General features: G+C 38.7%; 12 protein-coding genes. 1 reads left to right on the plus strand and 11 read right to left on the minus strand.

What is annotated here, in order from left to right; translation table 11 throughout:
* Positions 1-3: 3 nt before the first annotated feature.
* The 3 genes from OZX58_RS06155 to OZX58_RS06165 all read right to left on the minus strand — a co-directional run bounded on the left by OZX58_RS06155 (position 4) and on the right by OZX58_RS06165 (position 3,187).
* On the minus strand, positions 4-738 hold the full coding sequence (locus OZX58_RS06155; RefSeq protein ID WP_277140676.1) for an SDR family NAD(P)-dependent oxidoreductase: 735 nt from the start codon (positions 736-738) through the stop codon (positions 4-6).
* A 12-nt stretch (positions 739-750) separates the two neighbouring features.
* Complete coding sequence (locus OZX58_RS06160) at positions 751-2,226, minus strand: FAD-binding protein (RefSeq protein WP_277140677.1); 1,476 nt, start codon at positions 2,224-2,226, stop codon at positions 751-753.
* Positions 2,227-2,305: 79 nt separating this feature from the next.
* Complete coding sequence (locus OZX58_RS06165) at positions 2,306-3,187, minus strand: LysR family transcriptional regulator (RefSeq protein ID WP_277140678.1); 882 nt, start codon at positions 3,185-3,187, stop codon at positions 2,306-2,308.
* 224 nt (positions 3,188-3,411) lie between these two features.
* On the opposite strand from OZX58_RS06165, the gene pepC reads away from it, so the two are divergent.
* The gene (pepC, locus tag OZX58_RS06170) at positions 3,412-4,758 is read left to right on the plus strand and encodes an aminopeptidase C (RefSeq protein WP_277140679.1); all 1,347 of its coding nucleotides are present in this window, start codon (positions 3,412-3,414) and stop codon (positions 4,756-4,758) included.
* Between the two features lie 42 nt (positions 4,759-4,800).
* Here pepC and OZX58_RS06175 read toward each other — a convergent pair whose 3' ends face one another.
* The 8 genes from OZX58_RS06175 to OZX58_RS06210 form a co-directional block, all read right to left on the minus strand.
* On the minus strand, positions 4,801-5,421 hold the full coding sequence (locus OZX58_RS06175; RefSeq protein WP_277140680.1) for a Type 1 glutamine amidotransferase-like domain-containing protein: 621 nt from the start codon (positions 5,419-5,421) through the stop codon (positions 4,801-4,803).
* A 20-nt stretch (positions 5,422-5,441) separates the two neighbouring features.
* The gene (locus OZX58_RS06180; RefSeq protein WP_277140681.1) at positions 5,442-7,007 is read right to left on the minus strand and encodes an ABC transporter ATP-binding protein; all 1,566 of its coding nucleotides are present in this window, start codon (positions 7,005-7,007) and stop codon (positions 5,442-5,444) included.
* A gap of 166 nt (positions 7,008-7,173) precedes the next feature.
* Positions 7,174-8,649 (minus strand): UDP-glucose--hexose-1-phosphate uridylyltransferase, encoded by a 1,476-nt coding sequence (gene galT, locus OZX58_RS06185; RefSeq protein ID WP_277140682.1) that lies wholly within the window; start codon positions 8,647-8,649, stop codon positions 7,174-7,176.
* A gap of 17 nt (positions 8,650-8,666) precedes the next feature.
* Positions 8,667-9,833, minus strand: a complete 1,167-nt coding sequence (locus OZX58_RS06190) for a galactokinase (protein WP_277140683.1) — start codon at positions 9,831-9,833, stop codon at positions 8,667-8,669.
* Positions 9,834-9,951: 118 nt separating this feature from the next.
* The gene (locus OZX58_RS06195; RefSeq protein WP_277140684.1) at positions 9,952-10,782 is read right to left on the minus strand and encodes a DUF4097 family beta strand repeat-containing protein; all 831 of its coding nucleotides are present in this window, start codon (positions 10,780-10,782) and stop codon (positions 9,952-9,954) included.
* A gap of 138 nt (positions 10,783-10,920) precedes the next feature.
* Positions 10,921-11,856 (minus strand): AAA family ATPase, encoded by a 936-nt coding sequence (locus OZX58_RS06200; RefSeq protein WP_277140685.1) that lies wholly within the window; start codon positions 11,854-11,856, stop codon positions 10,921-10,923.
* Between the two features lie 105 nt (positions 11,857-11,961).
* Positions 11,962-12,636 carry a 2,3-diphosphoglycerate-dependent phosphoglycerate mutase gene (locus tag OZX58_RS06205; protein WP_277140686.1) on the minus strand — a complete coding sequence of 225 codons (675 nt, stop codon included), beginning with the start codon at positions 12,634-12,636 and terminating at the stop codon, positions 11,962-11,964.
* A 1-nt stretch (position 12,637) separates the two neighbouring features.
* A complete protein-coding gene (locus OZX58_RS06210) occupies positions 12,638-12,814 on the minus strand; it encodes a DUF308 domain-containing protein (RefSeq protein ID WP_277140687.1) in 177 nt (58 codons plus the stop codon).
* Positions 12,815-12,819 lie beyond the last annotated feature (5 nt).

Genomic DNA, 12,819 nt, shown 5'->3' on the forward strand with positions numbered 1-12,819 from the left:
CTCCTATTTCAAACCAACTGAAACACCACCATCACTGAGAATGGTCTGACCAGTCATAAAGGTTGCTTCGCTAGCTACAAAGACATAAACTTTGGCAACTTCGGCTGCTGTTTCGTAACGTTTCATTGGGACTGTCGGCAAAATCTTCTCAAGGAAGCCGCCGTCGTTTAATGGGGTCTTAGTTAAACCTGGGGCAACACAATTTACACGGATATTATTTTCAGCGTAATCAACAGCTGCTGCTTGGGTCATCCCCATAATACCGTTCTTGGCTGCGTTATAAGCACCCATTCCGCCTGGATTATAAATACTGCCTAAGGCTCCGGCGTTAACAATTGAACCATAACCTTGCTTCAAGAAAACTTTGATTTCTTCACGCATACATAGGAATGTCCCGCGCAAATCAAGGTTAATTGTCTTATCAAAATCATCATCAGTTAATTCAGCAAATGGCTTGAGCACACCACCACCAGCATTATTAACGGCATAGTCTAACTTGCCATAAGTATCGATAATTTTATTTAAACTATCTACAATGCTGTCGGTTTTCATAACATTCAAAACTAAGCCGGTAATCTTGCCATCATACTTTTTATCCAAATCTTTCGCTGCATCAATAACGCTAGGATTGTAGTCCGTCAATACAACATTAGCACCTTGAATGGCAAATTCTTCACTAATCGCATAACCAATTCCTTGAGCAGCACCTGTAACCATTGCAACTTTATCTTTTAACATTTTTGTATCCTCCTAATTTAAACTTTTAATTGCTTCTTTAGCGGCAATCCAACCTGAGACAAAGGCAAAGCCGTTCGCGATCCCTTCATAGCTTGGATAACCATCTGAGTAAAGTCCATTAACATTATTGCCAACAATATATAAATCTTTAATTGGTGAACCGTCTTCTCTAACCGGCTCACAATTACGATTGACATTGACACCGTCTAAAGTTCCCAAAATTGCACAATGTTCAATAATTGCATAAAACGGGCCATCATGAACTCCAAACAGCAATTCAGCAGCTGGTTTTAAGAAAGTGTCATCTTGTTTATCTTCAACCGCTTGATTGTAAGAAGCTAGGCTTCTCTTCAAAGCTTCAACGGGAACATTTAGCTTTTGTGCTAATTCTTCAAGTGTACCTGCTTTAACAACCTCACCGGTTTTAATAGCATTATCAAAGTCTTGTTGAATATTTGGCAGTGGACCAACCGCAGTCCGTGGTTCTTCACCAACCTCGCAGAATTGTCTTTCAAACGTATCTTCTAACTCAACTTCATGATCCTTAAAGTAATCAAGCGTTGCTTGGTCTAAAACAACATAATATTTGCCATGAACGTTGTGTGCAGCATTGCCCCACATGGCAAAGTCATAAACAACATCTTCATTAACAAAACGATTAGCTGTTTGGTCTAACCATAATAACGGCAAATTGGTTAAAGTTTCGACGCTGCTATCACGCTTCATTGGGTTAATCTGCATACTTGGCGCGCAGCCATGAGCAAATAAAGCTGGACTATGGCGCAAATCAGCACCAAGTTTTTGCGATAAGCGAATTCCAACTCCTGTTGACTTATGTTCTCCTAAATTCAATAAGTCAGCAGTATCTGAATAACGTTCCTGCAGCATTTCATCGCTGCCGCAATAGCCACCATCAGCAAAAATCACTTTGCTGGCTTCAATTCGAATTTGCTTACCAGTCTTGTCTTTAGCAATCACAGCCTTTAGACCATGATCGTAATCAAGAGAAGTAACTTCAGTTTCCATTAACACTTGATTTCCAGCAGCTTCAAACTTTGCTGGTAATTTGTCCCAATTGGCAATTTTTTCCGCAAAATTATTAAACTTATGATAAACAAGCGGATCATTCAAGTGAGCCTTTTGCTCACTCTGTTCAACAGTTACCGGCAAGCCCATTTCGGTTAACCGGTCAATATTTTTTCCAGATTCTTTCAAAAATCTAGCTAAGAGTTCACCATTAACAAAAAAATGATTGTAATCTGTTAAACCTTGAAAGGCATCACGATAATCATACTTAACGCCTAACTTATTTTGCTGGCTAGAATCAATCGCAAAGACACCATGCGCACCAAACTTACCAGCGCCGCCAACTTTATTTCCTTTTTCGATCAGAACAAACGGAACCTTTTGTTGATACAGTTCAAAACTTGCAGAAATCCCGGATGACCCAGAACCTACAACCACTACTTTCGTAGAAATAGTTTCCATTCAAATTCCACCTTTCTTGTGACCTTTATTACAATCTAAATTGTAAAGTACATCACAAGAAACCGCTAACACATAAAAGTTACTGCTGATAACTTAAAGTTATTGCCTTAGTTATTAATTGGGCCAATTCCTTTTGTTTACTGGTACTGATTGCAACAACGATTTCGAATTTATTCTTCAAATATTCAGGCGATATTCTGTAAATATTTTCACAATAATTGATAGACTGAAAAGTACTAGGCAGCATTGTCAATCCACCTCTGTAATTGACATTTAAATACGCAGCAGAAAAATCATTGACGGCCGCTATTTCCTTATAGCTCCAACCTTCTTGAGCATAAGCTTCTAACATTGCAGTTTGAATATTTAAAATTCCGGTCGACTTCCAATCTTGCATATAAATGGTAGAGTTTTTAGCCAAATTCTTTAGGTTTTGGTCATACTTTTTTACACTCTTAGAATTGAATACCAAGTCAAAATCAACTGTCTCTAACGGAAAAGTAATCACTTTACTATTACCAGCAAATTCAAGCTGAAAGCCAATTAAAATATCATAATTATTCTTAAGTAGACGGCTGATACTGGTGTTGAACGCTTCCTCATCAAAACTAACTACATACTTATCAGGCAGACAATTAGCGAGCCGCGCAGCGTGACTTTCTAGTCCCTGTAAAAAATGAATCCGCAATAATTTCTCAGGATGTTCATCTGGATTATGCCAAATTTCACTATATGAATTAATAATTTCAACAGCTCGCTCATAGAAAAGTTCCCCTGTTGGCGTTAAAGAAAATTCCCCTGCTGTTCGGTTAAGCAGCTTATGTCCTAGTTCGTTTTCTAATTTTTTAATCGCTGAACTCACAGCCGTTTCAGAAACATAATTTCTTTTAGCAGCAGAGATAAAACCATGTGTTTGAACAACATCTACAAAATACTTAACCGGCATCAAATTATAATTCATTGCTTTTCCCTTTTATTTAGCCAATATATTACTCTTTTCACATAAGATACCATAAATCAACTATTCCTAGACAGGTTCTTAATAAAAAATATTGCCCAATTAACCAAAATATCTATATAATTTTTTAGCATTCACATATATCAATTACCATCCAGCCAATAGACGTTAGTGCTGTTATAGGCTAAAATATGAGTTAGACAAATTATCAAGGAGGAGCTAATTTTATGACAAAAGAAATCACAAACGATGCTATCAATAACTATACCCAAGACCTTGCTAAGCACTCTGGTATCAATATTGCCAGTCATGCTGCACAAGAAAATGGAATTTTTAAGGCTAGTCAAAATACCCAAACCAAAATTGACCTCGACCCAACTTTTTCAATTGAAATCGATACGGGTAAGCCAGCTGACCAAAAACAATCAGGTCGCTGCTGGATGTTCTCAGCTTTGAACACCATGCGCCACCCACTTCAAAAGGAGTACAAGGTTAAGGACTTTGAATTATCCCAAAACTTTACTAATTTCTGGGACAAGTTCGAAAAGTCTAACTGGTTCTTCGAGAACGTTATTGCCACAGCTGAACAACCACTTGGCGATCGCAAAGTAGCATTTTTATTTGCCACCCCACAACAAGACGGCGGTCAATGGGACATGCTTTGTGGTCTTATCCAAAAATACGGTATCGTACCTAAGACCGTTTATCCAGAAACCGCCAACGCGACAAATTCAAGCGCATTAAATGACACCTTGAATACCTTATTGCGTAAAGACGGATTGGAATTACGCGACTTGGTTAACGCAGGTAAGTCCGAAGAAGCAATTCAAACACGCAAAAACGAAATGTTAAACGATGTTTTCCGGATTTTGTCTGTTTCACTCGGCGTGCCACCTACCAAGTTCGACTTTGAATACAAAGATGATGATGGTAATTATCACCGCGACGCTGCTATTACACCAAAGGAATTCTTTGACAAATATGTCGGCATGAACCTTGAAGACCACGTCTCAACTATTAACGCACCAACAAGCGATAAGCCTTATCACAAGGTCTTTTCTGTTGAGTATCTTGGCAATGTTGTCGGTGGCCGCCAAGTCCGTCACCTCAACTTGAAGATTGCAGAAATGAAGGAATTAATCATCAAGCAATTAAAGGCTGGCGAAGTTGTCTGGTTCGGTTCCAATGTTGGCAAGGATTCTGACCGCCAACTTGGCTTATTAGACACCAATATTTACAAGCGTGACGAATTGTTTGATATTGACTTCTCAATGTCCAAGGCAGACATGCTTGACTCTGGTGAAAGTATGATGGATCACGCCATGGTTATCACTGGTGTTGACCTGGTAAACGACAAACCAACTAAATGGAAGATTGAAAATTCATGGGGTGTTAAACCTGGTTTTAAGGGTTACTTTGTCATGAGTGATTCATGGTTTGATTCCTTTGTTTACCAAGCTGTTATCAACAAGAAGTTCTTACCTGATGACCTTAAAAAGGCCTTTGACGAAGGCAGCAAGGACCCAATCCAATTATTACCTTGGGACCCAATGGGTGCTTTAGCTTTTAAATAAATAATTGTAAGCAAAAAAAGCGTTACTTTTCAGTAACGCTTTTTATTTTTCAGTAATTGTAACTGTATCGTTATTAACTATCACTACCCCATGATTACTAATTGTCTTCAATGGCAGCTTGGTAGAATACTCGGCAAAAATTTGTTGCGACTTGCGCTTAAACGGAAAACTCAGGTAATGCGGTAAAACATAAAAGTCAACTAACTTTAGTGCCTGATAATTCAGTAAATCCGGCGCCTTCCTGGTACTGTCCATTAAACTAAGATAGCCAATATCTGGGGCTGTAATAGCTGCGCCGGCTGATTCACCAATATATAATTTGCCCACGTTAACTTCACTAATCAGCAGCTGATCTGCACCTGTTCTTCTTAATTCTTGCAGCAAGTAAAAGGTATTCCCACCAGAAAGATAAATCACATCCGCAGCTTGTAAACCGGTTTTAATAGCCCTAGTGGAAGCAACTGCCACATCTAAAACATTAACCTGCATCCCTAAACGTTCTGCTAATAATTTGGTTTCGGAACGCAGCATTGTCTGATGCCCTCTTTCAACATTACTGGCTGTTGGAATATATGCGACTCTCTTACCGTGTAGATCGCCAGCAAATTTAGGTAATAAGTCACAGACATTGTTTAACATTGATGCTAAGAAGAGTTGCGCCATGATTAAGTGCCCCCACAAGTTTATTGATAATCACTAAAATCGATTACCTGGTCATATTGTTTTAATTCGTCTTTTTCATAATGATGGATAACCTCAACAAAAGTCAAGTCCGAATCAAGTAAATACTGGTGGATTTTATTGGAAGTTGCCCGATCAAGTGAAGCGTTAATTTCATCTAACAATAAAATTGGTCGCTCAGCTAAAATCGCCCGCGCTAATTCAATTCTTGCGAGCTGCCCGCCCGACAATTGATCGGCGTTGTCACCTAATTGATAGTCAAAACCTTTTTCTTGAACAATTTCGTCTAATTCTAGCATTGAACAAACTTCAATTACCTTTTCTAAAGGAATCTCAGCGCCCAAAGTCAGGTTAAACCATAAATTGTCAGCAAAAATCACTGGAGCTTGGCTGGCATAGGCAAACAAATCTGTCAGCTGCGCAACTTGATATTCATGACCATCAACCGTAATCTTGTCAGCCTGACCGAACTTGCCAGTCAACATAAATTGAAACAGAGTTGACTTGCCGCTGCCTGATGGCCCAATAACTGCTATCTTTTGTCCCTTTTTAATTGCCAAATTAATTCCTTGAGCCAATTTTTGCTCTCTGACTAAATTGATTTTCGAAAAAGCAACTTCTTGATTAAAATCAGTGACTTCAGGTTCATGCTCTTCACTAAGAGCTAAATATTGTTTAATCTTAGCTACAATATTCTTCGTCGTTGAAAAGTGATTGCGTTCCTGCATAATCGTCAAAATCGGATTCACAAATGAGTTTGATAGTTGGACAACGGCAAATAATGCTCCCAAAGTCGTCTGACCCCTAATTATTAAATAAATTCCCACCAAAATTGGTAGTAAGAATGTCCCAATTTCAGCAACGAAATTAACTAACGCCTGTGAATTATCATTTAACAAGTTCATCTGAGCCAGTGATTTTTCCAGTTTATTAACCACTTGCTTATTTTTAGCTACACCATTTTGTTGCTGCCGGTACAAGCGCAAAGAATCAGCACCAGCTAAAAAGTTCTTGGTTTGATTAACGTATTCTTCATTAGCACTTGTCCAGTGGTCCGACGCCTTTTGCAGTGGCTTTTGGAAGAAACTAACTACAACCATCGGAATAACCGAACCAATAAAGAATAAAATAGTCAACAGCCAATTAATATAAAAGGCGTAACCCAAAGACAATATCAACATGCAGGCACTCATTGCAATATTAATTTCAGCACCAAAGCGGTTGGTCTCAAGCAGCTTGAAGTCACTTGTTAAAAAGCCAAGTCCTGCCGAATTTTCTGCTCGTTCTTCATGCAGCATCCCATTAAAGACCTTAGTTCTCAATGTACTGTTAGTTTGTCTAATTGCGTCATTTTTCAAATAGTTATAGCCCAGCTTCGCCAGAAAGACGATTACAAAAAGAATAATAATCGTTACCAAAAAATGCGGCAGCTTTTGCGGCTCACCCTTTGTACCAATATTAACCAATGTTCCTGTCATATACGCCATCACGATATTTTCTGCGCTTGCAACAAGTCCCAAAAGGCACATTAAGATTAGCTTAGGTTTTGAATAGTATTTTGCAATCATGAGTTGCTCCTTCAAATAATTAATTTCAATATATTCTTTAAGTTAATTAAAGTCTTTTACCCAGTTAAAGCAATAGCTACTGCCCAAGTGGTCGCTCATGATGACTAAGTGGTCATTTTTATGCATTAAAAAACGTTGAACTTATTCAACGTTTACTTGCTAATCTTTAGTTTAGGACACTTTTAATAAAGCGCATAAAGGCTGCTTGTCCAACTTGAGTTTGCTTAAAGACACCAGCATCAGCAAGCACCCTAACAAAGACTTTGCCCAGCTCTGACTGTAAAATGGCATCAACATTAGCTGCTGTAATCTCATTTTGCGCCGCAATCTGCTTCGCCCAGGGCAAATGGATTGCAGCGATATTATTCTTATCACCTAGCAAAAATTTACGCACCTCTTGCAGTTCTGACTTAAGCCGCGGCGGCAAAATCGCTAACCCCATCACTTCAATAAGGCCAATATTTTCCTTCTTAATGTGCTGAACATCTTGATGAGGGTGAAAAACACCGTCAGGATATTCACTTGAGGTTTGGTTATCACGTAATACTAAGTTGAGCTCCAACTGGTCACCATGCGTGCAGGCAATTGGCGTAATTGTATGATGTGGTGTTTCTCCTGTAAAGGCCCGCACGCCAACCTGCTCATCACTATACTGTCGCCATGCCTGCAAAATTTTATTGGCTAAGGCAACCAATTGCTTTTTGTTTTGGCTGCGTAAGCGAATTACTGACATTGGCCACTTTACAATCCCAGCCTCTACATCAGCAAAACCCTTAAAGTTAAGCTTGGTTGTTATTTTTGCCTTCATCATCGCAAAATTATGACGTCCGCCTTGGTAATGCTCATGTGTAAGTATCGACCCACCAACAATTGGCAGATCAGCATTACTACCAGCAAAATATCCCGGAAATTGTTCAATAATATTCAGCAGCCGAGTAAATGTTTTTTCCGAAATTTTCATTCCTTCATGCTTAGAAGAAAGAAAGATACAATGCTCATTAAAATACGCATAGGGTGAATACTGAAAGCCCCACTCCTCATCACCGATCTTAAAGCGGATAATTCGGTGGTTGCTGCGGGCTGGATAATTATCACGCCCTAGATAGCCCTCATTCTCCATACACAATTGGCACAAAGGATAACCAGTTGCTTTTACCTTCTTCGCCGCCGCAATTGCCCGCGGATCTTTTTCCGGTTTAGACAAATTAATCGTAATTTCTAAATCACCATAGTCACTAGGCGTAACAAAATAAATATTCTTGGCAATTGCCCGCGTTTTAATATAGTCACTAGTCTTACTTAATTGATAAAAATCAGCAATTGCCTGTTCTGGCTTTTCTTGATACGTCTGCCAAAACTGCCGATTAACAATACTAGGACGCGGCACTAATAAATTCATCAATTGCGCACCCAAAATATCTTGTTCATTGAAAGTAGAACCACAATGACCATTTTTAAGAGCAGCTGCAACCAATTCATCTTTTAAATCAATTAAAACTGTGCTTGTTGTGACCGCAGAACGTGCTTCATCTCCTACTAATGCCAATACTTGATTAGTTAAATAGATCCGATCCAATTCTGCATTATCACTTGCAGCAATTACTTGCGTAACAAATTGCTCAACCAAATTTGTTTGTGTCATTTTTACATCCCACTAAATTATTCCAAAACCTTAGCGCCATCGGATGTTTCCGCAAGATAAAATGATGGTTCATAACCGACTACTCGCTCATACACCGTACCAACATTTTGCTCAAAAGCTGCTACATCTTTCTTGTTAACAAGCGCGATTGCACAGCCGCCAAAACCGGCTCCCGTCATTCTTGCACCTAATACCCCTGGCTGCTGCCACGCGGCGTGAACTAGGGTATCTAGTTCCTTGCCCGTAACTTCATAATCATCCTGCAAAGACACATGTGAGGCATTAATTAACCGGCCAAACTGTGCCAGATCACCTTTTTGCAAGGCCTGTTCAGCACGCAATGTCCGCTCATTTTCCCAGATAGCGTGACGCGCCCTCTTAAGAAGGATTTCTGAAGATAAGAGTGAACTATACTGGTCCAAAGTTTCACTATCTAATTCACCCAAAGAGTTAATCTGCAATTCTTTTTGTAAATCGCCTAGTGCCTGCTCACATTCACTTCGGCGCTCATTATATTTGGAATCGGCTAGTTCACGACGCTTATTAGTATTCATAATGACAATTACATTATCTTGCAGATTAAGCGGCACCATCTTGTATGCCAGAGTATTAGTATCAAGCAAAATTGCCTGATCTTTCTTACTCATTGCAACTGCAAATTGGTCCATAATTCCGGAATTTACGCCAATAAAGTCATTTTCAGTAGCTACCCCCATCTTAACAAGATCAAGCGCACTAACATTAAGGTTAAACTGATCGTTCAGTATCACACCAATTAACATTTCCAGAGCAGCTGATGAAGATAGTCCCGCACCGTCAGGAATATTGCCATCAACATAAATATTTAAGCCATGAGAAATTTGAGCACCTTTAGAGAGTAAAAAGTTCAGCATCCCTTTAGCATAATTAGTCCATGAATCTGATTTAACAAAGTGTAAGTCAGCAAGTCCAACTTCAATTATCCCTAATTCCCCAAAACTACTGGAGTAAAAACGGAACTTTTGGTCATTACGGCTACTGACAGCACCATAAATTCCCAAAGTAATTGCACAGGGAAACACGTGGCCGCCATTATAGTCGGTGTGCTCGCCAATTAAATTAATTCTCCCCGGCGAAAAATAATAGCCGCTAGGGTCTTCATGATATATTTCAGTAAACTTCGCTTTTAATTCTTCTTTGTCCATTTTGTTTCTATCCACCTTCATAAAAAAGCGCTATCAAAAATATTTCTATCTAATTGTACTATTTTTTATGATTCCGGCAAATTCAAATTAACAAAATTTAACAGCAGCTAACTAGCCTTTATTCAATCGTGATATCACCAGTTGAGGAATCAACTTTGAGTATTGCCTTGCTGTGAGCAACTTTCTTATTAAGATGATCGTCTACATCATCGCCAAAGTAGTCAATATTACCAGTATCAACTGACAGATGATACGTTATCTTTTTACTAGCTTCATCCAAAGTAAAATCACCTGTATCTAATGAAAATGAATTATTCCCTAATAACTGCGAGCTAGAAATATGCACGTCGCCAGTATCGACATCGCTAGTAACATTGGCAACCTGACTAGCAGTAATCTCAATATCGCCAGTGTCAGTCGACAAGTTATTACTTACTGACTTGACATTTTTAAGGTCAATATCGCCGGTATCAGAATCAATCGCTAATTTTTGCAATTGTAAATTATCTAACTTAAAATCACTTGTTTCTGTCTCGGCATTAATCTTAGTTAATGAATTCTTGTGTGGAACCGTAATTTCTACCCGACATTTAGTAGTTAGATGTTTGCCATTAATTGAGATACTGCCAATGCCAAAGAAATGGTTGTGCGACCGTTCACGCTGGCTAACCAATAATTCATCATCCTTGACCTTCGCATTAATCCGGTTTTTCTGATTATCAATAATCTTCACTTGATATTTAGCACCTTGACGAACACTAACATCAGCTAGATCAACATCTACTTTAATTTTAGTAAATTTCTGGGGATAAATTATTCTGGTTTTTGTCGGCTGATTATTTGCGGCACTTGAAGTACTTGCTTGATGCCTAACATAAATACCGGCACCTAGCAAGACCACGATTAAGCAGACTACTAACGTAATTATCACTTTTTTATTTTTCTTCATTTTCAACTTTCTCTTTCTAATAGACTACTAGTATTATAATACACTATAATCATTGCATTTTTAATATTTTTTAGTCAACCAGCTAGTTGTTTTTTCATAGAAAAAGACGTCACAACTTAAGTGTAACGTCTAATAGTTTTACCAAATATGCAACAAGCGATCAGCTTGTAATTTATTTAAATTAAATTGGTGGACGTGCTGTGGCCTACTTTGCGGGACTTCTTGAATAAAGTCAGCTAAATTAACCAATCCTGTTGAATACGTCCAGACACCCTTAACTTTTTTGATTGGATCCAATAATTCATTTCTGACTGGATACGCTGAAATCAAAAAGTGCTTGTGATGAAATTTGAACACAAAATACGGCAGCCGAAATTTCTTAATGATTTCATCTTTTGTCTTACCAATTGTAATCACATTGCGATAAGTGCCGTACTTTTCTGTAAAACGGTCATTAAAAGAAAAGTAAAAATTAGAAATATGCACGTGCGGAAAATCTGCCTCCGCTACTTTATCTGGAATTGCAATTACGTGTGCAAAATGGTCTAAATTACTCTCTTTTTGTGACAAGGCTTTGCCCATCTGGTTAGGATTGATTACGTGCGCCCATTCTGGCACCTGCCAATTATCCTTATAGGTCAAATACATTTCCCGGACCACATCAGGTCTGACCCAATCATACTGCCGACGTACTTCATTGCGGTTAAGCAAGTTACGTAAGCTTTTGTGGTACATTAAATCCACGACGAATAATTCATACCGGTAACGCTCAACCCATGGCTTATAATGTTCTATGCTATCAGAAACAATATGGGTACTATCAACAATTACCGTTTCGCCGCGCTTCATCTTTTCTTCTACGAGGTAATCAACTAACCGCTCTGTCTGCTTATTTGCATATCGCGGAATTACTTGATGTAAGCAATCGGTATCTTCTTCATAAAAATAGGTCAAATTCGCCAATAATAATCTAATTTGATCGCGACTAATCGCATATGGTTGTAAGTGATGGCGAGCAATGAATGAAGATTTACCGGAGCCGGGTGCGCCTCGTAATAAAAATATTTTACGCATGCCTTTTACTCCAAACTAAGAATGTAAAAAATTATATAGTATCGTAATAAATTTTAACATACATCTGCCTAATTCCTTAGTCAGAACCAAAAGCAATCTTAAAATTTAAGATAAAATTTTTTTATCGACAATTTGTAAATGAGTATCTAGTGTATAACTAATTGGTTCAGCATTGGCTACTTCCAAATGGACAATATCCTGATCGTTAATCCCTTCCATTTTTTTAATTAATGCCCGCAAACTGGAGCCATGGGCAACAATCAATTGGTCTTCGCCCTTACGTAATCTGCTTGCTACCTCATTATAATAGTATGGCAATAGTCGCTGCTGCGTCTGATACAAACTTTCAGCAAGCGGCAACCGCTGCACATCGCAGTTAGCATAACGTCGGTCCGTAATTTGCTTACCAGCAGGTGGAATGGAATAAAACCCGCGCCGCCAGTTTAAAATCTGCTGTCGGCCATAAATTTGGCGGGAAAGGTCCTTATTAGTGCCACGCAACTTACCATAATGCCGCTCATTTAGCCGCCAAGTTTTAGTAATTGGTAAATACAAAAAATGACAAACATCCGCCACAATATCGGCAGTAACAATTGCCCGCGACAAAATTGAAGTGTGGATATGCGTTGGTGCAAAATCGGGAATTTGCCTAATTAATTCACCAGCATATCGTGCTTGTGCCCTACCTTTAGAAGTTAAGGGCACGTCATTCCAGCCGGTATAGACATTAGCCGAATTAGCTGTACTTTCACCATGTCTTACTAAAACTAGCTTAACCATTTTACTTAACCCAATGCATAATCAACAGCACAATTCCGCCAATTGTAAATATAATTCCTAAAATCATAAAGCCGATTGTCCCCCGCCGGCGATTTTGCTGGCGACGATTATAGGCATATGCCATGTCATAAAGTCCAACAATTAAAACAATAATGGCTGTAAACAAACTAACTTTCATTTATA

It is taken from the genome of Lactobacillus sp. ESL0680, from assembly GCF_029392855.1.
GTDB lineage: Bacteria > Bacillota > Bacilli > Lactobacillales > Lactobacillaceae > Lactobacillus.